The organism is Blautia wexlerae DSM 19850, assembly GCF_025148125.1.
GTDB lineage: Bacteria > Bacillota > Clostridia > Lachnospirales > Lachnospiraceae > Blautia_A > Blautia_A wexlerae.
This window is the reverse complement of sequence record NZ_CP102267.1, coordinates 4,349,417-4,373,106: the sequence shown is the minus strand read 5'-3', so window position 1 is coordinate 4,373,106 and position 23,690 is coordinate 4,349,417. Positions and strand designations below refer to the sequence as shown.

The 23,690-nt window shown below is 50.9% G+C and carries 20 protein-coding genes; 3 read left to right on the top strand and 17 right to left on the bottom strand.

The annotated features are described in order from the left end of the window. Positions 1-48 precede the first annotated feature (48 nt). Positions 49-234: a hypothetical protein gene (locus NQ550_RS20340; RefSeq protein WP_025577917.1), complete on the bottom strand. Its 186-nt coding sequence runs from the start codon at positions 232-234 to the stop codon at positions 49-51. Positions 235-969: 735 nt separating this feature from the next. Between NQ550_RS20340 and NQ550_RS20335 the strand changes: the two genes are divergently transcribed. Next, positions 970-2,208 carry an IS110 family RNA-guided transposase gene (locus tag NQ550_RS20335; RefSeq protein WP_114091361.1) on the top strand — a complete coding sequence of 413 codons (1,239 nt, stop codon included), beginning with the start codon at positions 970-972 and terminating at the stop codon, positions 2,206-2,208. A gap of 193 nt (positions 2,209-2,401) precedes the next feature. Here the strand turns inward: NQ550_RS20335 and NQ550_RS20330 are convergent, their stop codons facing one another. The 6 genes from NQ550_RS20330 to NQ550_RS20305 form a co-directional block, all read right to left on the bottom strand. Continuing rightward, complete coding sequence (locus tag NQ550_RS20330; protein ID WP_025579436.1) at positions 2,402-2,857, bottom strand: DNA-directed RNA polymerase sigma-70 factor; 456 nt, start codon at positions 2,855-2,857, stop codon at positions 2,402-2,404. A gap of 646 nt (positions 2,858-3,503) precedes the next feature. Continuing rightward, positions 3,504-5,864 carry an ABC transporter permease gene (locus NQ550_RS20325; protein ID WP_025579434.1) on the bottom strand — a complete coding sequence of 787 codons (2,361 nt, stop codon included), beginning with the start codon at positions 5,862-5,864 and terminating at the stop codon, positions 3,504-3,506. Continuing rightward, entirely contained in the window at positions 5,848-6,543 is a 696-nt protein-coding gene (locus tag NQ550_RS20320) for an ABC transporter ATP-binding protein (protein ID WP_025579432.1), read from the bottom strand. Before NQ550_RS20320 ends, NQ550_RS20325 begins: the two co-directional genes overlap by 17 nt. 64 nt (positions 6,544-6,607) lie before the next feature. Then, positions 6,608-7,837, bottom strand: a complete 1,230-nt coding sequence (locus NQ550_RS20315) for a sensor histidine kinase (protein WP_025579431.1) — start codon at positions 7,835-7,837, stop codon at positions 6,608-6,610. After that, positions 7,834-8,532, bottom strand: a complete 699-nt coding sequence (locus NQ550_RS20310; RefSeq protein ID WP_025579429.1) for a response regulator transcription factor — start codon at positions 8,530-8,532, stop codon at positions 7,834-7,836. Before NQ550_RS20310 ends, NQ550_RS20315 begins: the two co-directional genes overlap by 4 nt. Further along, positions 8,525-8,713, bottom strand: a complete 189-nt coding sequence (locus NQ550_RS20305) for a MerR family transcriptional regulator (RefSeq protein WP_025579428.1) — start codon at positions 8,711-8,713, stop codon at positions 8,525-8,527. The genes NQ550_RS20310 and NQ550_RS20305 overlap by 8 nt, the downstream gene beginning before the upstream one ends. 169 nt (positions 8,714-8,882) lie before the next feature. Between NQ550_RS20305 and NQ550_RS20300 the strand changes: the two genes are divergently transcribed. Beyond that, on the top strand, positions 8,883-9,239 hold the full coding sequence (locus tag NQ550_RS20300; protein ID WP_025579427.1) for a helix-turn-helix transcriptional regulator: 357 nt from the start codon (positions 8,883-8,885) through the stop codon (positions 9,237-9,239). Positions 9,240-9,460: 221 nt separating this feature from the next. On the opposite strand, the gene NQ550_RS20295 is transcribed toward NQ550_RS20300, so the two are convergent. The 9 genes from NQ550_RS20295 to NQ550_RS20255 all read right to left on the bottom strand — a co-directional run bounded on the left by NQ550_RS20295 (position 9,461) and on the right by NQ550_RS20255 (position 22,613). After that, on the bottom strand, positions 9,461-10,876 hold the full coding sequence (locus NQ550_RS20295; RefSeq protein WP_025579425.1) for a relaxase/mobilization nuclease domain-containing protein: 1,416 nt from the start codon (positions 10,874-10,876) through the stop codon (positions 9,461-9,463). Positions 10,877-10,929: 53 nt separating this feature from the next. Then, on the bottom strand, positions 10,930-11,358 hold the full coding sequence (locus NQ550_RS20290) for a hypothetical protein (RefSeq protein ID WP_002578889.1): 429 nt from the start codon (positions 11,356-11,358) through the stop codon (positions 10,930-10,932). Then, complete coding sequence (locus NQ550_RS20285) at positions 11,351-12,391, bottom strand: PDDEXK nuclease domain-containing protein (protein WP_016147266.1); 1,041 nt, start codon at positions 12,389-12,391, stop codon at positions 11,351-11,353. Before NQ550_RS20285 ends, NQ550_RS20290 begins: the two co-directional genes overlap by 8 nt. Positions 12,392-12,496: 105 nt before the next feature. Beyond that, entirely contained in the window at positions 12,497-12,808 is a 312-nt protein-coding gene (locus tag NQ550_RS20280) for a CD1845 family protein (protein WP_025579422.1), read from the bottom strand. Further along, positions 12,805-13,110: a hypothetical protein gene (locus NQ550_RS20275; RefSeq protein ID WP_025579420.1), complete on the bottom strand. Its 306-nt coding sequence runs from the start codon at positions 13,108-13,110 to the stop codon at positions 12,805-12,807. Before NQ550_RS20275 ends, NQ550_RS20280 begins: the two co-directional genes overlap by 4 nt. A gap of 153 nt (positions 13,111-13,263) precedes the next feature. Continuing rightward, a complete protein-coding gene (locus NQ550_RS20270) occupies positions 13,264-13,608 on the bottom strand; it encodes a plasmid mobilization protein (protein WP_002578885.1) in 345 nt (114 codons plus the stop codon). Next, positions 13,605-14,411, bottom strand: a complete 807-nt coding sequence (locus NQ550_RS20265; RefSeq protein ID WP_025579418.1) for a DUF3848 domain-containing protein — start codon at positions 14,409-14,411, stop codon at positions 13,605-13,607. The genes NQ550_RS20270 and NQ550_RS20265 overlap by 4 nt, the downstream gene beginning before the upstream one ends. A 1-nt stretch (position 14,412) precedes the next feature. Then, the gene (locus tag NQ550_RS20260) at positions 14,413-21,096 is read right to left on the bottom strand and encodes a MutS N-terminal domain-containing protein (RefSeq protein WP_465221266.1); all 6,684 of its coding nucleotides are present in this window, start codon (positions 21,094-21,096) and stop codon (positions 14,413-14,415) included. 1,172 nt (positions 21,097-22,268) lie between these two features. Next, complete coding sequence (locus tag NQ550_RS20255; RefSeq protein ID WP_257343559.1) at positions 22,269-22,613, bottom strand: TnpV protein; 345 nt, start codon at positions 22,611-22,613, stop codon at positions 22,269-22,271. Here NQ550_RS20255 and NQ550_RS23110 point away from each other — a divergent pair. Further along, the gene (locus NQ550_RS23110; protein ID WP_242833610.1) at positions 22,612-22,896 is read left to right on the top strand and encodes a hypothetical protein; all 285 of its coding nucleotides are present in this window, start codon (positions 22,612-22,614) and stop codon (positions 22,894-22,896) included. The genes NQ550_RS20255 and NQ550_RS23110 overlap by 2 nt on opposite strands. 577 nt (positions 22,897-23,473) lie before the next feature. Here the strand turns inward: NQ550_RS23110 and NQ550_RS20245 are convergent. Then, positions 23,474-23,689 carry a transposon-transfer assisting family protein gene (locus NQ550_RS20245; protein ID WP_025579415.1) on the bottom strand — a complete coding sequence of 72 codons (216 nt, stop codon included), beginning with the start codon at positions 23,687-23,689 and terminating at the stop codon, positions 23,474-23,476. Between the last annotated feature and the right edge of the window lies 1 nt (position 23,690).

Genomic DNA, 23,690 nt, shown 5'->3' with positions numbered 1-23,690 from the left:
CGACCGAGCCGGCAGGCGAGAAGCGGCAAAGCCGGGAGGATGGTGTGACTATGTAGCCGTGTGTGCGGAACAGCTGGCAGGTGTGGAAACCTCCGACATGGCGCGCCGGACGGCCAGCTGCTCCAAAGTCTTTCCCAGCTCCTTTTCACCCGAAAAAAAGCTGGTCACACGGTAAATGGTTTTCCCGATTTTCACCTCTTTGTAGGAGGTTGTAGGGGTATTCCTCTGATCCATATTGACGCACCTCCAGTCGAAAAACCTGCTTCTTCATAAGATATGAGGAAACAGGTTGTCTCAATTCATATAAAGATAAGCAGCCGCACCGATAAAGTTGAGGGTTTATGCGAACCTGACAATCGGTGTAGCTGCTGTATTGTAGTTTGGTTTATGCTCGCCACATTTGCCACGCACCCCTGACGATGGGGACATTCCGGTCTCCGCTGGCGCGGCTGTCATAACTCCGCAGCGTCGTTTTACTCGTGCGCCGCAGGGTTCCTCCCAAGTCTTTAGGAGGCCGTGAGGAAGTATCATTATTCCCCCATGCAGTCATCGCGCCCCGAAATGCCGCTTTCAGGGTTCAGGCTGGCGTAGATCGCTCGGAACAGTCTTGTTCATCACCTCCTCTGGGCTGTCCATCTTCGCGGCGCGCCTGATTCGCTCGTACATGGGTTATGTACCGGAAATGCCGTCTATTCAGTTGTCAACGAATCATGAAAGCTTATCTCAGCCTATAATGAAAATAGGATACTGACTCCACTACTTTTTTCACTTCTCTTTTTGCCTTACAATAGTCTTAGGCAGGATTAAGTTTGATTGCACCTTGGAGGATTTGCACCCCGTTTGTCAACGTAAATGATTTGCCCTTGAGCACAGCATATTGTCGCACCTTTTATGAATAGCACGAGTAGCAAAGTCCGTATTATCTCGGGCAAATCTCCTGCCAATTCTATAGTAAAGGAGTTGTTCTGTATGAAAGACCTTCTGGAAATTTCCTGTGGACTGGATGTCCACAAAGAAAAAATTGTTGCATGTATCCTGACTGGTCCTCTGGGCAAGCCAACCCGTTCTGAAATCCGTGAGTTTTCTACATTGATTCCGGATATGATAGCATTACGGAATTGGATCGTTTCTAAAAACTGCCATCATGTAGCTATGGAAAGCACCGGTATCTATTGGATGCCGATTTATGAAATACTGGAGGATGCTTTCTCTGGTGACATTACCCTGCTTGTTGTAAATGCACGCCATATGAAAAATGTTCCTGGCAAAAAGACCGATATGCGGGATTCCGAATGGATTTCCACCTTGCTTCGCGCCGGACTTTTGAACGGAAGTTTTATTCCCGAAAAAAGGATTCGGGAATTCCGCGATCTAAATCGTTACCGTAAGAGTGTCATCCGCGATATTACGTCACAGAAGAACAGGATTGAGAAATTTTTACAAAGTTCCGGCTTCCGTCTATCATCCTTTATTTCTGATATTTTTGGCGCTTCGGGTAGAAACATCATTCTGCATTTAGTTGAACATGGGCAGATTGATAAAACTGCTTTAGATTCTTGTCTCAAAACCAAGACCAGAAACCGTATTGATGAAATTCTCATGTCCGTGAACGGAACACTGTCAGAACACCAAAAGGCATTTTTAAGGATTCTCATGACTCATTATGATTCTTTAAAGAAACATCTTGCTGAAATTGAAACGAGTCTCGAGGAAGATATGGCTCCATTTGCCCTGCAGGTTGAGCAGTTGAATAGCATCTATGGAATAAGCACAACTGCTTCCTGTGCAATTATTGCTGAAATCGGTATTGATATGAAGCCGTTTAAAACTGCGGAACACATCTGCTCATGGGCCGGTTTGTGCCCAGGTAATAACGAAAGTGCTGGAAAACGAAAAAGCACCTCTGTCACAAAAGGCAATCCTTACATAAAAAGTATGCTCTGCGAAATTGCCTGGGTGATTGCAGGGAAACGCAACACTTATCTTTCGGCATGGTACTGGAGAATCAAACAGAAAAAAGGAGCCAAAAAAGCGATTGTCGCACTTGCCCGAAAACTTCTTGTCATCATCTACACAATGTTAAAACAAGGAACTCTATTTGACGAATCCTGTTTTGAAACAAGACGTAAGCACTGTGAACAAAAACAGCTTTCTCGTTATATACGGGAATTGGAAAAACATGGTTATCATGTGGAAGCTCAAAGCTAGCCTTTCTTAAATACGATCAATCTCTCACTACAGGCAGCCAATACTGTGACTGCTTTATAGTGATGCTTTCATAATTGTTGAAAACATTTGTTGTCAAGGTTCAGTTTTTGGCTACGAGTTTTATTTTCGTAGCAAGCTGCATGAGGGAGATAGACCCTCTCACTTATTTCCCCGTTGGGAGAGTGGTTTTGGTCTATGCTTTCCCCATGTTTTCTAAAATTTTTTTTAATTTTTGAAGCAGCTTGACTTTGCGGTGATGCAGAGCTGTTTTGGAAATTCCAAGCTCTGTGCTGACAATCCGTTCTGACTTATCCTCGAAATACAGTTTGTGGAGAATAATCCTCTCATCCGCTGACAGATGTTGTAATAATTCCTCCAGCCAAACGGACGAGACAGCTTGTTCCTCCACGGGCTGACCGGAAGCGGAAAACTGCTTGTCCTGTTCCAGCAGGCGCTCAAAGGAATCCTCTCTGCTGGGCAGGAAAGTTGCGGTTTCTTTCTGGAACTTTTCCGTTTTCAAATCGTAGGAAAAGTATTCTTCTTTCCGCTCGTAGTGCTGATACACATGGTAAACCTGTTCGCTTACCAGCACAGCCTGTCCATCTATGTAAAGATAATAATTTGTCCTTTCTTCACGATTTTTACTCATAGCCGTTACCTCCAATAGTTTGAAAAGTGGATGGTTTTCAAACTCTCGGAAGGCGGCGAACGGCAGCGGTAAGATCCGGGATGCCTTTCTAAAAAAGAGAAAACAAAAACGCCAGTTTCCCATAAAAGGAAATTGGCGCAGCAAAATACACTATGATAATACCGGAAATACTGCCATGATAATGCCGGTGGAGGAGCATAATGTATCTGGACAAATCTCAGGCTTTTTTTGACAAGACGGGTCTTGTCGTTTTATGTTGAAATACTTTATAGTGCATGGCGGCATCCTCCTATTGCCGCCATGCCAAATTGCAAGGTGTAGGGTCGTCGTTAGATTTTAGGCAAAAAGAAGCGGCGGCTCCTGTTTCAAAGCCGCCGCACGATAGAACGGACGCGTGAATAGGGCTGCTGTACGACGGCTTTTTTTCTTTTGCCGTCGTCCGGCAGATACTATATTTGTTTTGCACGAAACTACAAATTTATGATTTTTTCAAGTAAAGCACTGTCTGCTTATTATCAATTTCTGTTTTAATGGTAACAATTTTAGCTTACAAATAGGTGAATTTTGGCTTACAAAACTGTAAGTTCAGAAAGAAGCAGACGATTTCGTATCGAAACCGTCTGCTTTATAAACATATGAACTGAATTTATTGTGCGCTGATCGTGTCAACAATGGACATCTTGTGGATTTTCCGCACTGGCCCACGCACCGCAAATATCACCGCTAAAATCATGATGAAAAGGATAATCGTCAATTCCATCCATGGAATTCCCCAGGCATCTCCCCAAAAGGATGTAATCAACATTTCAAAGAGTTTTTGATTACAGATCAGGCCCAGTACAGTGCCGATGATACTGCCAGTAATCGTGTAAACACAGGCCTCAGCGATAATCATTTTTTTGAGTTGGCGGGTACTGAGTCCAATCGCCCGGAATACGCCGTACTGCCTGGTTCTTGCCGCAACGCTCATGGTGATGCTGTTAATAATATTGAACACAGTAATCAGGGCAATCAATACTAGGAATCCATAAATGAACAGGCAAAAACAATAATAAGTGCCCCTGACACTGCTGTTGCTCATCCGTTCATCGGAGAAAGTGTACGAAGTCCCTGCTATCTGCTGGATGGCGTTGACATCCTCGTCTGTAGCTTTGTTTGTCAGCTGGATGTCAACGATCGTGTAGTTCGATGTCCCGCTGAGCTGCCGGAAAGTGTCCTCGGAACAGATGAGCAGAGCCGTATCGTTGGCGTTGCCAAAGGGGGCGGTGGAAAGCATTCCGGCTATCTGGAGCTGCTGATTCTTCCCGCCAATGTCCAAGGTGACGGTATCACCAACTTGGATCGTAGTTTCCGGTTCATAGACAATCAGGGCCGTTCCAGGTTGGCTTGCGACAGTGTCTAAAGATCCTTCCAACAGGTATTCCTTCGCCCACCCAAACTGGTTCTCCTCGTAGGTAAGCAGGTCGGCTTTTTGGGGTTCGATCGCGCCCTCCATGGGCAGGTCATAGGCAAACATCCGCCCATAGGCAGCTTTTACGGCGGGATTCTCCTTTAATTTTCCCAGAATCCCGCTGTCCACAGACAGGGAATGATCCGGACTGATAATGGACAGATCCGCTGTCCAGGGACGCAGAGGCGTCAGAGAATGCTTCATAAAATCCACAGTCACAGAAAAAGAGAGAAACAGGATGATGCTGAGCGCAAAAGAACCCGCCATCAAAATCAGATTTTTCCTGCTTGCCGTGGCATGATGGACGCCCAATGCCGTTTCCACCTTGAAAAGGCGGGTGTTGGCCGCTCTTTTTGCAGGTTGCTGCCCATTCGCATTGCCAGAAACTGCCGCCAGGGGCGATACTCTGGCCGCTTTTTTGGCGGGAGAACGGGCCGCCAGCAAAACGGTCAGAAGCCCCACCAGGATTCCCGCCAGGATACTGGGGATACTCAGCCCCAAAGCCGGCATCTGTGCAAAATATTCTGGACTGAGAATCCGTAACACAGCGCAGAGAATCCAGATCACCACGACGCCTGCTCCAATCCCTGCCGGGATTGCAAACCGGCACCAGAGGAGGGCTTCCTTGCGAACCAATCGAATCACCTGTTTGGGAGTGGCTCCGATACACCGCATCAAGCCAAAAAACTCTGTGCGCTGGGCCACATTGCTGTTCAAGCTGCTGGCAATCATCATGACGCCCGCAGCCAGCACCAGTACAAACAGGATGGCGGCCACTACGTAGATCTGCATCATCTTGGAGCTGTCGCTCTGACCATACATGCCCATGAGCTTGACATTTTCATAGACCTGTTCATCGGACAGCCCGAGGTCCGCTTTCAGCTGTTGAATCTCCCGGCGGGCATTCCAGGGGTTTTCAAACTGAACATAGCAAACGCTGTCGTAATCCTCCAGAGTTTCATGCTTGACAGCGGGATAAATCGAACGGAATGCGTCCGTGGTGATGGAAACTCCTATGGAATCCTCACTGGTAGTTTTCATGGCGTCTTTACAGAATCCAGAAATAATATAGGTCAGTTTCTCACCGTCAGGTCCATCTATGACAACGGTATCACCGATTTGAAATCCCAGACGGTCTTTTGCACTTTGCGTCAGCATGGCTTCAGATTCTGTCTGAGGGAAATTTCCTTCCGCAATACCATCAACCATCATATCCGAAAACCACGGCGCATCGCAGCCCATAATAATAGCTGTTTTCCCGGATAGAGTATAGCCGTCCTCTCCACGATAGTTGAGAACGCCATAACGGGCGGCGGCTTTGACAGCGGGACGTTTGGCAATCAGAGAGCAGTCCTCATCGGTAACATACCGCAGACCGACATGAAAGTTCCCGCCATCCATCTGAGCCTGCAAAATCTGGCTGCGGATAAACATATCTGCCATGCCGAAAATCGTTGTAACCAGAAATACCGCCAGCACGATACAGAAAATGGACATCCGGCTTTGTTTCCTGTGAATTTTTGCGGATATGGGAACAAGGTCAAGATAACGCTTCATCTGTTTTCCCTCCCAAATCCGTGAGGACACCATCCGATACCCGGAATACCCGATCAACGGATGCTGTCAAATTTTTGTTGTGGGTAATCATCAGGATTGTTTGCTGATAGCGGCGGGATGCCTGTGTGAGCAGGGCAATAACATCCTGACTGTTCTGGCTGTCCAGATTTCCAGTAGGTTCATCCGCCAGAATCAGTTTGGGCTTTGTGATTAACGCCCGGCCAATGGCGACACGCTGCTGCTGGCCGCCGGATAGTTGGCTCGGCAGGTGGTGCCGACGTTCGGCAAGGCCCAAGAGTTCCAAAATTTCTTCTACCGCTGCCGGGTCTGGCTTGCGATAGTCCAAGAGAAGCGGAAACATGATATTCTGCTCCACATTCAGCTCGGAAACCAACTGAAAGGATTGGAAGATAAAGCCGATATTACGACGGCGGAAAATCGTGCGCTGTTCCTCTTTCATGGAAAACAGGTCTTGTCCATCTACCAAAATTTGGCCGGAAGTAGGGGTATCCAAAGCACCGATACAGTTTAGCAGTGTGCTTTTACCAGAGCCGGATTCTCCCACAACGGCAGCAAACTCACCCTTATTCAGCGAAAAGGAAACCTTTTTCAATGCTTCAACTTTCGCTTCACCCTTGCCATAGGTTTTGCATAAACCCTGTACTTTCAATATTTCCATAGTTATCAGTACCTCCTTTCCCAAAAGGATAGCAAAAACAGCTTACAAGCAGGTGAATTTGACCTTACAGTTCCGTAAGGAAAGATAGTGTAAACAGCGTACCTTTTCCGACTTCGCTTTGTACGGAGATAACACCGCTTTGACCCTCAATAATGGACTTGGCAAGGGGAAGCCCCAGCCCGATCCCTTGTGTATCAAGGGAATGTTTGCTGCGATAAAAGCGTTTGAAGATATGGTGAATATCTTCCGGGGCTATGCCGTTACCATTATCAGAAATAAAAATCCGAAACATGGCAGGCGTGCGATCCCATGTAATACGGACAATTCCGCCAGCTTGTGTGTGATCCAGCGCATTTTTTACGATGTTTCCAATCGCTTCACCTGTCCAATCCATATCACAAATAAGCTGCTGTTCACCGTCGCCATCTATCTGAATCTGTTTGTTTTCGCTTTTAGCCCTTGTGGTTAATTCATTGATCGAATGAGCAATCAGCTCGGACACACGACAGCTTTTTTTCTCAAAAACGATATTTCCCGTATCCAGCCGGGTTATTTTCAGCATGGATAAGATTAGCTGCTCCATGCGTTTCAGGGAAACTCCCATCTTCGCCGCAAACTGCTTTACCGTTTCCGCATTTTCCGGCTCACTCTCGATAATCTCCTGATACATGGCGAGGGCAGCCAGCGGCGTTTTGAGCTGGTGGGATATATCCGATATGGTATCTTTCAAAAACTCTTTTGCTTGATGCTCTGTTTCATTTTTGGATTGGAGCATGGTTGCAAGCTGCTCCACCGAGGAAAATATTTGGAAGATGCCTCCCTCATAATTCTGCGGTAAATGACAGGAGTAGTCCCCATTGATGTAATGCATCAATACTTTGTCCGCCTGCTGGTACAATCGCTTCCGTTTCCAGAAAAAAATGAATACGCCTATGGCAAGCACAAGGAGTAAAAATGCCGCCGCACATAGCATGGAGCAAAAAGTAGAGAGTTGAAATTGATTGAGAAAAGGCCGCATACCGATTTCTGTCTGTTTTCCCAAACCCGCAGCCGCTAATAATGACCTACCATCTTCACTGATGTCTGTGTTCGTAAAGGCAACTGCAATCACTTCTTTCGGAACACCCTGTTTCAAAAGTGAGGATGAAACTGCTTCATCGTGTTTGAGCCACAGGACTTCCGCATCGTTCACCTGATAAATAGTCAAAACGGTTGCTGTACCTACAAACAGCAGAGCAAACAAAGTCAAAAACAGCAGGAACCCTTTAATCTGTCTATCTTGGTACAAGCTCATATAGACACCTCTTTCCATTGGTAGCCAAACCCCCGGATGGTTATAAGGTGTTCTGGATGGGACGGATCGGTTTCCACTTTTTCACGAAGCCGCCGTACATAGACAGACAGGGTGTTATCATCAACAAAATTTCCTGTATCATCCCACAGCTCATTTAGAATGATGTCCCTTGTCACAACACGATTTGCGTTTCTTACCAGCAGACAAAGCAAACGATATTCGGCGCTTGTCAAATCCAATGCTTTTCCCTTTAAGGTTGCACGACTACCCAACAGATCAATGGTAATGTCGCCACATTCCATAGAAGTGTTTTTTTCACTTTTGGAAACTCCGGCCCGACGCAGCAGCGCCCGGATACGGGAACACAATTCCCCCAGCTTGAAAGGCTTGGTGATATAATCGTCCCCACCGCTATCTAATCCACGAATTATGCTGACTTCTTCATCCGATGCAGTCAGAAATATTATCGGTATCTGCTGATTTTCTTTTCTTACTCTTTCGCATACGTCAAATCCTGTTCCATCTGGCAGAGTAACATCCAAAATCAATAAATCGTATCGGTCGAGTTCGGATAAGTATTGTTTTGCTTCACATACTGTACGGGCAACTTCAACATCAAATTCATTCTTTTTCAAAGAGTAGACTAAACCATCTACCAGACTTACATCATCCTCTAATAGCAATATTCTATTCATGTTTTAATTCCTTTCCTTGCTTTGTTCTCATATCCATAGGCTTTTTTGCGTCTTTCGGGATCAGCCAGATTGTAGCCATCTTCACAGCGCCGGGAATACGGCCACCGGCGCAATAATAGTTTATCTGTCGAATTGAAACTCCCCATTTTTCACTTGCTTCTTTTAGGGTCATATAGTCCATCTCCGCACCTCCTGCAATCTATTCTATTATATTTCCATTGCTCGAAGAATACAAGCCTGTAACTATGTTGTTAAAAAGAAAATCAGTATAATACTACCTATTTACCAGCAATATAAGGTTATTCCTTTAATGAAGCCAGAACGATACAATATTATTGAGGTGAACGATAATGCCGATTGATGATTTAACCATATTGGGGAATGTGCTTCGAGCTGCACGAAAAGAAAAAAATTTCACGCAGCAGCAACTGGCAGATGAATCGCATATTTCCATCAAAGAGATTGCCGATATTGAGAAAGGCAGAAGAAATCCCTCCTACCTGATTATGAAAACATTAGCGAAGGTTTTGCACTTTTCTCTCGACTCGCTTATCAGGCCGGAGCTGACACCAGATGAAGCTGGGCAAAATGAGATGAAGCTACTATATCTAAACTGTCCGCCAGAGATGCGGGAAACCTTATTGAGCCATACTCGTGGATTTGCGGAGGAACTAAAGGAAATTTCCAAGAAACTTGAAAAAGAATAGGCCAGCGAGTGAAATTCGTAGTTTCCTCGCTGGCTGTTTTTGTATCAGCAAGAAAGTAGCAAGCAATGCCGGTGTTAATACACTCGGCCCGCAGAGGGAAAAATCCTGCCGTGATTTTCCCCTCCGCTTTGCTTGTTGAGGGCAGCGCCCCCAAACCCCTTTGAACGCAGAATTTCATTCTGCGGCTGCGCGTTCTGCGAACGCTTTGGACCATGACCGGCTCACCGCTGGCCGTGGTCTTTTTCCTGTTCTTTTTTCTGTTCCTCGTCCATTTTCAGCAGCCGGTCCACATTGGCCTTGGCGGTCAGAAGTTCCCGCATTTCCTCACGGGAACGTCGGTACTCGGCATAGGTTTTCTTCTTTTCTTCCAGCAGCTTGGCATACTCGGCTTGCAGGTCTTTGACCTTGGGCAGCTTCTTCACGCCCATCTCGTCAAAGGCATTTTTTGCCGCCTGATGGAGCAGGATTTCCTGCTCATGTCCCTCGCGGAATTTTCTGGAGTAACCGGCCTTCCGGTAGACCACATAGGTCTCGCGGGTCTTGGCATAGTTGATGATATGGGTACGCAGTACGGCAATCTCCGCCATGCGCTTCTCCGCCGCCTTGATCTGCGCCGACAGTTCGTTGTGGTGGGCGGTGGCTGCCGCCGCTTTTTCTGCCAGCTCCGCATAGTCCAGCAGCTGATGTTCGGTGAGAAAATTTACAGTCTGTGCCATCTGTTTCAGGTTAAAAACCTTGGCCCAGCGCGCATACCCAGCACCTTTCCCAGCCTGTAATTTTGCCTGAATGTCCACCAGCAGATTGACCTTGGGCGGCTCCGGCTGCACGACGGATTTTTTACGGGGCGTGTGCTGTTTTTCTCCGGCCAGCACCGCACGGATTTCCGCTTCACTGTACCCGGTCCCCAGCTTGTCATCCATGCGGGCTACATTCTTCCAGCCGGGTGCTTTGAGCCGGATCGCTTTCCCGCGCCGGGAGACTTCACAGCCCATTTCCGAAAGCAGCTTCAGCAGCGCATCAAAGTCTGCCGGTTTCTGCTCCAGCGCCCGGTCAATCATCACACGCAGCTGTTCCCGATGGGAGGGCTTGGCCTGATCGCCCAGCCATTTGTTGTAGCTTTTTCCGTGGGGCTTGGGATTCTCCACAATGGACAATCCGTTCTCGATACAAATAGTGTCACTTAAACGTCGAACAGCTCTGGTGCTGCCCCAAAAGTTACGGAACTTCCGGTCACAATCCGCATTGACCGCCGACCAGATGATGTGATTATGAATGTGCGATTTGTCTATGTGAGTACAGACCACAAAGGCGTGATTGCCCTTGGTAAACCGCTTGGCAAACTCCACGCCCAGGCGGTTGGCTTCCTCTGGTGTAATCTCACCGGGTTTGAACGATTGGCGCACATGGTAAGCGATCACATCGTCCGCCCCGCGCACCCGCCCGGTGGCGGCGATGTACTGCCGCTTCGCCAACAGAAACTCTGCATCAGCAGTCCGGCTGTCACAGCCATAGCCGGTAATTAGTTTTCCGTTGTCAGTCTTTTGCGGATTTGCCACATAATCAATAATGTCGCTGATTGCTCGGCTCTCCGTGCGCCCCTTGCCGATATGCAGAGGCATGATGCGTGTGGTTGCCATAGGGGAAGCCTCCTTTCCAAAAGAAAAGGACAGCTGTGTGAGCTGTCCTTTGGTTAATCTAAATTTTCAACAGGCTGCTGTGCTTTTAAGAGTGCAATCCGTTTGGTATCCACAAAATGAGTTGCATACCATTTCTCAATTTCCAGATTTCCGCTTTTGCTGAACCGTAGCGGAATCACCGGCTTGTGTCCCTGCCCATTTTTCTTTTTTACACCCCACTGCTTGTAGTAACAGAAGGAGGGTTTTAAGCCAGTTTTCTGTGCGTACACCCGCATCTGGTGCATGATGAATGAGAGTTTGCGCAGATTGACAGTACATACCCGTTCCAGATAATCAATCCGCCCAAACCGCCAGTCCTCATATTTCTGTTTTGGCAGGACACCGACCTCCATCAGTACATCTACCGGAGTCGCATAACCACGGCGCTGGCATTGATGATAGACCGCTGAATGTACTTTTCCAATCAGTTCTTTTTCAGTCATGGCAGTTATCTTTCTTTTCGTGCCAGTTTTTCAAGACAGCCTCTACCTGAGCAATCAGCTGTTCTTTGTCCGGCATATAGAGAACATACCGGGATGCGAAGATATTGTTGGACAGACCGCCCAAGGCATATTCCGCCGCGATGCTGTCTTTTTCCGTACAGAGGATAATACCGATAGGCGGGTTATCGTCAGGGTCGTTGACTTCTGCCGCATAGTAGTTTAAGTACATATTGAGCTGACCGGCAGCCTCTGGTGTCAGTTTTTTCGTTTTCAGTTCAATCAGTACATAAGCACGGAGAATTTTGTTGTAAAATACCATGTCCACATAGTAGTGGGTATTGTTCAGGGTCACGCGCTGCTGGGTTCCAACAAACATGAAGCCTCGCCCAAGTTCCAAAAGAAACTTTTCAATCTGTACGACAAGAGCTTTTTCCAAATCGCTTTCCAATATGGGTTTGTTCTCCGGCACACCCAAAAACTCGAACACATAGGGATCACGGATGATGTCAGCTGGCTGATTGATTTCAATTCCTTTCTGCGCCAGAGAGAGGACCTTTTCTTTATTCACATCTCCGCTGGAAAGTAGCAGCCGTTCATACAGCGAGCTGTCAATCTGCCGTTTCAGCTCCCGAACTGACCAGCCCGAATTGATAGATTCTTTCTCGTAAAAGCTGCGTTTGTTCTCATCCGTAATACTCAAAAGTTCACAGTAATGAGACCAGGACAATTTGCCAGACACTGTCTGGCATTTTTCATAAGCAAGATAAAATGCCCGCATATTTTGCAAATTAGAACGAGAAAAACCTTTTCCAAATTCCCGTGTCAGCTCTTTGGAAAGTTCCCTTAAGGTTTGTTTTCCATAATCTGCGCGAATCTGATTTTGCTGTTCATACTCCACGATAATCCGGCCAATGTTCCAGTAGGTTGTCAAAAGCTGCGTATTAACCTGTTGTGCAACATTTTTTCTGGCATTCTCCAGCAGCTCTCGGATTTCCAAAATCATGGAGTTGTTTGGCGTTAATTGATTTTCCATACACGCCCTCCTTTATCTAAAACTATCTGCACTCGGCGGCAGAATATATTCCTATATAGTATATCCTATTTTTTAGGGAAAGTAAAATAACATCAGTGGCATATTTTATCCATAAACCAAATCCTGAATGAGAAATTTCAAGTCCTGCACCTTGCCCAGCAGCCAGATAGCTGCCAGCGGCAGACCAAACGGACTAATAAGAAATGCCATCACCAGCAGGATGATGCCGTTTTGCAGGGAACAGGTCAGCAGAACCGCCACGCCCAGCAGGGCGATCACCATGCTGATAAGCCCCAGCACCAGACCGGAGATATAGACGATCCCCACACAAATCCATACAAACAGGGTCAGCACCAGAATTACCGGAGCTACCACGATCTTCAACAGCAGTTTCAGAATAAAACCGATTGCCCTCATGTTTCTTCCTCCTCCCATTGTTTCCGAAAGCTCTGGCAGAGAATTTCCGCCTGTCTTTCATCTTCTTCCGTTGCTTCCCGGCGGCCTTTGGTCCGCTTCATCACCTCGTAGCTGCTGTAATCGGAAAGCAGCACTTCAAACAGCTCATCCGGTGTCCGGCTGAGAAGTCCGTCCACACAATAGCGGGAATCCCCATTCCACGTTACGCGGAGATACCCATTCCTGCAAGGAAGAACTTCTTCCTCCAGATCACAGGACAGATAATCTTGAAATATCTCCAGCACTTTTTCAAAGGTTTTCATCTATCTTCAACTCCTTTGCAGCAATCTGTTTTCTACTCATATTATCCTGCCGGTACAGCCAAAAGGCAAGGATACGGGCAAAAAGAAAAAGCGGAGGAAGGCGCGGCGAAAAGAACGCCGTTCCTCCCTCCGCAGATGGGGTAACTGTTCCTGTTACGAAAGTTTGGAGAGCCGGGTCAGTATCTCCTTAACGCCGTCCCATAACTGTTCTTGCCGCTGGGATATATCCTCCAGATCGGCATCGTAGATACGCCCGGTCTCATGCACCTTGCGGGTCAGCTGGTTCAAGTTGTTGCTGCTCCGGCGCAGCAGGGATACCAGTTCCTTCAGTTCCGGCAAATCCAGCTGCACCACATAGCCGTCCACAGCCATTTTCCGCAGATAGGCGCTCAGGTTTTTTGTCCCAAACTGCGCCATTTTCTGTTGAATCAACTCCATTTCATCAGCGGATACCCAAAACAGAACCGGCACATCCCGCTTGCGCTTTTGGCTGCTCATCGCTCCGGCTCCCGTTTCTTCGGGGCGGCAGGCTTGCGGACAGGCGGTTCCTGTCTGAGTTTTTGCAGGACAGAGCTTTTCTGCTGTTCCTGCATAGTTTTTCTGGCCTGCCTGATAAACAGATCGGTCAGACCGGGATTGACCCCATCCACAACCAGATAGACACAGTGGCGGGAAGCGCCGCTGTCCTCCGGCATGGGAATGGTTTTTGCCCAGGCTTTATTGTCCTGAGAGATACGCCCGTCATGGTTCTTGTGCTGGATGGTGTTGGCAAGAATAAACTGTACCCGTTCCGTCCCGAACTTTTCCAGCACATCTTTGACCGCCGCCTCCGTATCCAGCCGGTTCTCTGCATAGTGAGCGCTGATGGCCTGTTCAATGGCTTCTTTGCAGGCGCTGTTTGCCTGATAAGAACGGTTATATTGTGCCATCTCTCCATGCTCGGACGCATAGGCGGCAGAATGGGGGTAGAGAGGGGCAGTCCGTAATTCTTCCTGCGCCCTGCACACATCATCCGCCCGGTTTTCAATGCTGTCCCGGATCACATCCATGTAGCCGGTCTCCAGCTTTTCAAAGTAACGGTACACATCCGCCAGCGGCGAGGGAGAATCCAAAAGCGCCTGGGCCTGTGCGTCGGTCAGCTCCAGCTGCTCCATCGCCATCACAATGTCCTCCCGGACCGTGTACTCATAGGTGTGGTGCAGGATTTCCTCCGGGGGCTGGCTTTTCAGCCAGTCCCGGTAGTTGTCCTGTTCAGCGGCCATCTTTTCATAGAGAGCCGTATTCAGATCGTTGGTATTCATGTTATCGTACCTCCTCGTGTTGTTTCGGTTTCTTTTCAGGGCTGCGGGGCGGCACCGGGCGCTTCAAGCTGTCCAGCACCGAAGGCCGCGTGCTTTTGGCAACTACGGTTTCCGGCGTAGATTGTCCTTTGCCGTCAATGTTCAGCAGCGTGTCCAGTTCCACCAGACGGGCGGACTTGACCCGCAGATTGTCCTCAAAGGGGAAAGGCTTTCCTACTTCCTCCTTGGCTGCGGCCTGCTGCTGGTAAAGGTTCTCCAGCTGGTTTTTGACCGCTTCCAGACGCTGGGGCATTTGCGCCAGTGCATTGTCGATACGGGTTAGGTTGCCGCGTGGGTCTGTACCCAGGGTTGCCCGATGGGTCATTTGCCCTTTCAGCAGGAGCGTATATTCCTGTTTCCACGCTTGAAATTCCACCGACATAGTGAATCCCCGGTAACTGCCGATCTGCACCGGATCGGAGGTTTTGACCTCCTTATAGGCATCCAGCAGGGCTGCACCGGCATTTTCTTTGTCGGTCAGCACATCGCCCCGGATTTCCATACCGGCAAAGCTGTCCTCTGGGTGTGGGTGGGCAGCCAGTGTTTCCAAATCGGCTTCAAAGCCCTGGATATACCCCTTGTTGGTTTCAATTTCCTGCGGGAAGTATTTGAGCAGCTGGTCCTCCAGACGGTACTGCTTGCTCTGGTGGTCGGCTTTCATCAGCTTCAGCTTGGCAACCTCCACATCCAAATCCATGCGCTCCTTGATACGGGGGTCTCCGGCACACAGGGCCTTAATCTCGGCAAAGGAAAGCGCCGTTTCGTCCACATCATCGCAGGAACGAACCGGGCTTTTGCTGGTCATAATCTGGCTGATGAATTTCTGTTTGTTCTCCACCGTCTGCCAGAGATAAGCGTCAAAAGTTCCCTCCGTGACATAGCGGTACACATGGACCAAGGGGTTTTTGTTGCCCTGTCGCTCAATGCGTCCTTTTCGCTGGGCAAGGTCTCCGGGCCGCCACGGGCAGTCCAAATCATGGAGCGCCACAAGGCGGTCCTGCACATTGGTTCCAGCGCCCATTTTGGCAGTGCTTCCTAATAGGACACGCACCTGCCCGGTGCGGACCTTGGAGAACAGTTCCTTTTTCCGTACCTCTGTATTGGCTTCGTGGATAAAGGCGATCTGCTCGGCAGGCATCCCCTGGGCGATGAGCTTCTGGCGGATGTCCTCATAGATGGTAAAAGCAGGCTCCGGCTCATCCAGTGGGATTGCTTCTTCCAACCCGTGAAGCAGCGGATTGTCCAGCTGTTTGGCTGCCTTTTTGGATGGGGCTGCCTGGGGCGTGGAAATGTCGCAGAACACCAGCTGGGTCAATTTATCCGCGTCCCCATCCTGCCAGATCTGCATGATGTTGTCCACGCACTGATTGACCTTGGTTCCCGGTTCATCGGGGAGCAGTTGGTTGATGATACGCTGGTCCAGTCCCAGCTTGCGACCATCCGAGGTGATTTTGAGCATATTATCTACCGACGGGTCCACACTGCCTCTGTGTACTTCGGAAGCGCGCTCGGAGAGTGCTTTCACCATCTCTTTCTGGTGTTCGGTAGGCTGGGCCACAATGTTGTGATATTCTACCTCCGGGGTGGGCAGGTTCAGCTGGTCGGCGGTTTTGATGTCCGCCACCTCTTTGAACAGGTTCATCAGCTCCGGCAGATTGAAAAACTTGGAGAATCGGGTGCGCGCCCGATAGCCGGTTCCCTCCGGAGCCAGTTCTAGCGCCGTGACGGTTTCTCCGAAACGGCTGGCCCAGCAATCGAAATGGGTCATGTTCAGTTCTTGCAGGCGGTCATACTGGAGATACCGCTGCATGGTGTAAAGCTCAGTCATGGAGTTGCTGACCGGAGTGCCGGTGGCAAAGATAACCCCTCGGTTGCCGGTGATCTCGTCCATATAGCGACACTTCGCAAACATATCGCTGGACTTTTGGGCATCGCTGGTGGAGAGACCTGCCACATTCCGCATTTTGGTGTATAAAAACAAGTTTTTGTAGTTGTGTGCCTCGTCCACGAACAGCCGATCCACGCCCAGCTGCTCGAATGTCACCACATCGTCCTTGCGGCTCTCGGCCTGCAATTTCTCCAGCCGGGCTTCCAGGGACTTCTTGGTGCGTTCCAACTGCTTGACCGTGAAACGCTCACCGCCGCTGTACTTCACCTCGGCAATGCCCTCGGTGATCTCGTCGATCTGCTCCTGAAGGAGCCGTTCCTGACGCTCTCGGCTGATGGGGATTTTCTCGAACTGGGAATGGCCCATGATGATAGCGTCATAGTCACCGGTGGCAATCCGGGCGCAGAACTTCTTGCGGTTGTGGGTCTCAAAGTCCTTTTTGGTCGTGACCAGGATTTTGGCGGAGGGATAGAGCCGCAGAAACTCCGACGCCCATTGTTCGGTCAGATGGTTCGGCACCACAAAGAGGGACTTCTGACACAAGCCCAGGCGCTTACTCTCCATGGCGGCAGCCACCATTTCAAAGGTTTTGCCAGCGCCTACCTCGTGCGCCAGCAGCGTATTGCCGCCGTACAGCACATGAGCGATAGCGTTTTTCTGGTGTTCCCGCAAGGTGATGGCCGGGTTCATGCCGCCGAAAGTAATGTGTCCGCCATCGTATTCACGGGGACGGGTGGAGTTCATTTCCTCGTTGTACTGGCGGACCAGAGCTTGGCGGCGGTACGGGTCTTTCCAAATCCAGTCTTTGAAAGCGTCCCGGATGGCCTGCTGCTTTTGTGCTGCCAGCGTGGTTTCTTTGGCGTTCAGCACCCGGCGCTCTTTGCCGTCTGCGTCCTCCACGGTGTCGTAGATACGAACATCCCGCAGGTTTAAGGAATCCTCCAAAATTTTGTAGGCATTGGCACGGCTGGTTCCGTAGGTAGTATAGGCTGCCACATTGTTCTGGCTTACAGAGCTTTTGCCGGTGATTTGCCACTCAGCGGTGAAAGAAGAATAGTTGACTTCGATATTGCGCTGGAGATAAAACGGCGTGTCGAAGGTCTCATACATAAACTGCTGGATGTACTCTTTGTCAATCCAGGTTGCGCCCAGACGCACCTCAATCTCCGACGCATCCAGATCTTTGGGCTGGGCAGCGGTAAGGGCCTCCACATTGACTGCAAAGGAAAGGTCCTGCTGTGCGGCCCGCTGTGCCTGACGTAGTTTGCGCCGCACATTGCCGGACAGGTATTCGTCGGCGGTCACATAATGGGGTGTGCCGTCTTTCTCCACCTGTCCCGGTACACGGAAGATCACGCCTTGCAGCTCGGCGGCCAGTTCGTCGCTGGCCTTGCCAGTCAGCTCCGACATATACGCCATATCCACACAGGCTCGCTCCGCGATGGAGACAGCAAGGGCTTCACTGGCGGTATCAACGGTTTCCACCGCCTTGTGGGGCTTGATGGTACGCTTGGTGAACATATCCGCCTTGCGCTCCAGCTTGCCGTCCTCGTCAATGACTTCCAGTGCGCAGAGCAGATAGTAGCTGGAATCATCAGCAAAGGCCAGCCGGTTCGCCCGGTCATTGATAAGACCGTATTTTGCGGAAAAGCTGTCATAGAGCCGGTTCAGTTCAGCCTGTTTGTCCCGGATGGCGCTGTCCGGTGTGGCAGCGTCCATTTGCAGGTCAATGAGCTGCTGGACACATTCCCGCAGGCCCACCAGCCCTTTCACACGGGTCTCGGCGGTGGCGTTCAGGTCTGGGCGTACCATGCGGCTATTTTCACGGAAATATACAGCGCCGTCCACGACGGTATAGGAGTAGTTTTTCACATTGGGATCGGCGGGGATGGAGGTGTCGATGGCTTCGCCCTCGCCCAGCTCCGGCAGATCGGCTTCCTGATAAGTGCCGCGAATATACTTCACCGCATCGTGCAGCTGGTCGGAAAGTTCCAGGCCCTCAATGGGGTTTACAGTGTAGTCCATGCCGTGAGCGGTGCTTTCCGGCTCCTGTCGGCCCAACACCATTTCCGGGTGGTCCAGGAAATAGCGGTTAATGGCAAATCCATCCTCAGTCTGTCCGGTCTGCGTCCATTCCGGTACGATGTCCAGTGGGCGGTCCCGCTTTTGCAGGAAAATGATGTCTGAAACCACCTCGGCACCAGCGTTTTTCTTGAAAGCGTCATTGGGCAGACGGATGGCTCCCAGCAGCTCGGCGCGCTGGGCAAGATACCGGCGCACGGTGGAATCCTTGGCATCCATCGTATAGCGGCTGGTGACAAAGGCCACCACGCCGCCGGGGCGCACCTGGTCGAGTGCTTTGGCAAAAAAGTAGTTGTGAATGCTGAAATTCAGCTTGTCATAGACTTTATCCCGAACCTGATACTGGCCGAAAGGCACATTACCAATGGCAAGGTCATAGAAATCCCGCCTGTCGGTGGTTTCAAACCCAGCCACGGTGATGTCGGCCTTGGGATAGAGCTGTTTTGCAATCCGTCCGCTGATGGAATCCAGCTCCACGCCATACAGACGGCTGTTTCGCATTTCCTCCGGCAGCATACCGAAGAAGTTGCCCACACCGCAGGACGGCTCCAGGACGTTGCCGGTCTCAAATCCCATGCGGCCCACAGCCTCGTAAATCGCCTTGATGACCGTAGGGCTGGTGTAGTGCGCGTTGAGGGTGGAACCTCTGGCGGCAGCGTATTCCTCCGGGGTCAGCAGCCCCTTCAGCTGAGCATATTCCACAGCCCATGCGGGTTTGTCGGGGTCAAAGGCATCGGCAAGACCGCCCCAGCCCACATACCGGGATAGGATTTCCTGCTGCTCCGGCGTTGCCTGCCCGGTGGTTTCTTCCAGATATTTCAGCAGCTTGATTGCTGCGATATTGGCCTGGAACTTGGCCTTGGGGCCGCCTTCGCCCAGGTGATCGTCGGTAATACGGAAATTCTCGGCGGTGCGGCGCAGATTGGCCTTGTATTCCTCATAAGAGGCTTCCTCGGCGGCTCTGGCATTGGGAAAAGTCTGCCACTCACCGTTGACTTGGATAGAAATGGGATGTTCGTCCAGCACTTCATCCAGAGTTTTTTCTGGCTCTGTGGCAGACGTGGGCGGCTCTGATTCCTGCTCCAAATGCTGACGGATCACTGAAATCGGCTCCACCCGGAAGATGGGGAATCCCACCGCATTGGCAAAGGTCACATCTTGAAGTTCCACCCGGCCAATATCCGGCTCCAGCTTGCTGACCCGGAAAGTGCGCCCATCCAATGCAAAGGTGGTCTCGCCGGGAATGAGGTTGCGACGGGCATATTCGGCATCAGAAAGTGACAACTCCGGCACAGTATGGGTAAAGCCATCCTGTTCCAGTGCATATAGGGTACGCAGTACGGCAGTGGCTTCTTCCCAGCTCATTCCCAAAGTTGTCTGGAACCTGTCATGGATATTGACTTCCAACCCACCGGTAGAACCGAAATAGTCCGCTGTTTCTCCGGTCTGAAGTTCCATACTTTCTGCTGTTCCGGTAAATGTCCCAGCCAGATAGCTGGCAATTTGGGCGTTGTCCTCACCGTCCCGGAAGCGTTGAGAGAGAGTTCCTTTTTCCTGATCGTCCAGCAGCCCGCCGTTTCCGGTCAACACCTCGCGCAAATCTGCATGAATATGTTTGTATGGAGTGGCTTCAAATTGTTTTGCTTCGGTTTCCGCAGCGGCAATCTGCTCCACATCCGCCATCACACGCTGGATGAACGGGTCATTGTCCAGCTTTTCTTCGTCCACCAGCTCGCCATTCACAATGCCGCGCTCGGCCAGCGCCTCCCGGATGGCGATGGGGTCGATGTTGTCAAAGCGGTCCTGTTCCGCTTCGGTGTAGAACCGACCCTCCTTGATGAGCTGGGCAATCCGGCGCTGTACCTTGGGCCAGGGCAGCTCAATTTCCTCTGGACTTCCGGCGCGGATCACAAACAGGCTCTTGCTGTCACTGCCGCTGTATTCCTGAGCCAGCCATGCGGCGGTATCTTTTTCCCGCCCATGCTGCTCCATGTAGCGGACAACAGCGTGTTTGCTCTGAATGTCACCGTTCCATGCACAGATGGCATCATCAATGTCATCCTGAGAGAGAGGACGCAGCAGCTCATGGAGCTTGGGATAGGTTTCGTCCGCCACTTCCCGGTGCAGCCGCTGGCGAAACTCCGGCACATCAGAAAACAGACGGATCAGCTCCATATCTTGGGAATCAAGAATAGCGCGGCGCACAGCAGCATTACACTCGATCATGGCGTTTTCATAATCACTATGACCGCAGGCGTTGCGGTATCTGGTATCCTGGGTAACAGCTTCCATCACGATGGGCTTGTATTTCTCATGCAGTTCCCGAATCGTAGGGGCTGCCTGTTCCGGCTCCGTATCCCGGAACACTCTGATTACATCTGCGCCAAACTCTGCTTCCTGAGCATTGATGTGCTGTTCCGCCTCATGGTCGATGGAGGGCATAGAATATTCCTGGCGCTCCTTGCCGCCCTCCGGGACAGCGGAAATGGTCACATCATGCTGATCCCGCAGCTGTTCCACAACCTGTTCCAGCCGGTTTGCCGGAAAGCCGCACATTTCCACACGGCCACCGCCGGGAATAGTGCGGGTTGTGAGATGGAAGTTCAGCTCCGCAGCGGCGGTTTTGGCATCCTCGCCGTACAGCTCAAAGAAATCGCCCATCTGATACAGGACCATATCATCCGGGTGACGCTCCTTGACCCCGTTGTATTCCCATATCTCCGGGGTCGGCTGCTGGGCTTGCAGGGCATCTTCCTCGGCCAGCGCTTTTTCTGCCTGGATTTTGTCATACTGTGCCTGTTCCTGTTCGGTGAGATAGCGACCCTTTTGAATCAGATCGGTAATCCGCTTGGCAGCTTTCTCCCATGTGAAATGCACATCCGGGCAGCCATCCTTTTTGTAGTGCAGACCTTTTCCATCGTGATCTTCCCAGCTGCCCCCAGCGCCGGACAGGGCGTGAGAGTGGCCGCCAGTGCCGTACTCATTTTTGAGAAAATCCACCTTTTCCTTATCCGTATGGGGATTTTGGAAAAAGGTAAAAATCCGTCCCTTGCCGCCCTCAAATCCGCTGCCTCTGGTCATGGCGGCGTCGATCTCATCCTCGGAGATAAACTGCTTTGCCGCAGGTACTTCCGTCAGCTGAGAGGTAAAGGTGGTGCGGGGCAGGGACAGGTCTTTCAGGTTTTCCCAAATCTCTCTCGGTTTGTGGTAGTGGAAGCGCAGCAACTCCCGATCCTGCTGGTATGCCGTCCAGAACGCGGCGTATTCTTCCGCAAGGGTCTGGCGGAACTCCGGGTGGTTCAGCTGCTCGGCAAGCCATGCGGTTTCTTCCGGGAACCCGGTCCTCTGAATACCGGACAGACAGGACAGATACCCGGCTTCTCTGGCTTTATCGCTGAAATCGTGGTACAGATGCCAAAGTTTTTCCGCAAGGAGGGAGCGTTCATAGCCTGCCGCCTCAGCCAGCTCCACATTGGTGGCAAAATCTCCGTCCTGCAAAAGCTGGCCGATACGCTCGGCGGCGCTATCCCAGGAAATGACCTGGGCGGACTTGTCGTAACGGGCTGTTTTGCCGTGGGAAAGATGGATGCCGTCCTCGGCATACCATGCGGTGACGCTGCCGATCCCGTTGCCGCCGTGATAGAGCGTTTTCAGTATCTCGGCAATTTCGGCGGTGGATTTCTGCTTCTCAAAGGCTGCAACCACACGCTCCCTTTGGCGGTCCGTGTTGCCGCCCAGCCGCAGCACATGGTCGATGTCAGCCTGTGCAAAAGAAAAAGCAGAGGATGTTTTCACATTCTCTGCTTCATCTATGATTCGGATTTGTTCGTTTTCGGAGAGGAAGAAACTCAGCTGTGAATAAGCTCCGCCATCAGAATCTCCTCGGCCTGGGCCTTGCAGGTGTTCATCAGGCCCACCCAGCGCATCGGGTCGCTGGCTTTCAGCTGCTCCGTCACGCCCGCCGCTGCCGTCAGCTGGGGCATCAGCTGTTCCAGACGGCTGTTCGCCGTTTCGTCGATTTCCAGCAGGTGCGGATACAGCTTCTCGCTCATCAGCAGCTGGTTGTAGAGGATGGGACGGTGTTCCTTGAGGTATGCTTTCCGCATCCTGCCGTACTTGCCCAGGGGCTTCTCCGGCTGTTCGCTCAGCTTCAGGTCGGGAATCAGATAATCTCCGTTCTGGATGTAGTTCATGGGATTCTTCATGGTGATTGCTCCTTTCCGCGAGTTGTTCGCGCTCATAATTTCGGATGGTAACGCCAATCTGCCGCAGCACCTGTTGATTGATCTGGCTGACCGCCGTTCCCAGCGCACCGATGGTGGCCGGGGTGTTGAAGTCGAAAATCGCCATAAAGTCCTCATGGGTAAAATAGCGTTCCGGCTCCAATCCGCAGCGGGACATCAGGGCGTAGGAAATGCTGACGGTGGCGGCTGCCTTAAACTGTACTTCGATGTTAAATTCATCATATTCCTCTAAAAAGGAATCGTCAACGATATAGAGAAAGTCCTGACGATGCTCGTTCCAGTATTCGCCCGCCAGCTTTCCGGCCACCGCCTCCAGCTGCTGGGCAAGGTCATCGCCGCCAACCTCGTAAGTGCGCTCCAGCATGGCCGACACAGAATCTCTGTGCTGTTCCTCCAGCTTCCACAGCCAGGGAGTGCGGGAATGTTCGCGGGTCCCGGTGTCCGTGATGTCGAACACATAGCGCAAACGGGGTTTATCCCCGGAATCGTCCACCAGGGCGATACCCTTGGAGCCACGGCGCACATAGCGGCCCATTTTATCATTCCATAAATCATACTCCGCACAGGCGGTAGCGTCGGGGCGCTGGGCATAGATCAGCAGTTGCTCATGGAACGGATACTTGTAAAGACGGGCAGCGGAGGTTAGAAATCCCGCCCATTCCTGCCAGCTGCCGGTGAGCTGGGTCGCCACATGGTCGGCCATCTGACGGTAAAATTCTGTTTTGGATGGCATGGTTGTTGTCCTCCCTTCGTGTTAAATGGAAATGGGGCGGCATTTTGCGCCGCCCCGTTGGGTGTTTATGAAATGCTTATTCATCAAAATCCGGGTACAGTTCCAGCTGGGCAAACTCGGCATCGCTCATAGCCTGGAGCTTCATCAGGGCGCTGTCCGTCAATTCTCGCAGTTCCGTTTCCTCCGGCGAAAGTTCGCCGCGCATCTCGGTCAGAGCCTCCATCAGCCCGGTGCGGCTGCCGGTGTTGTAAATGCACATCAGGTTCATTTCTTCAAAAGTAAAGTTTCCCATA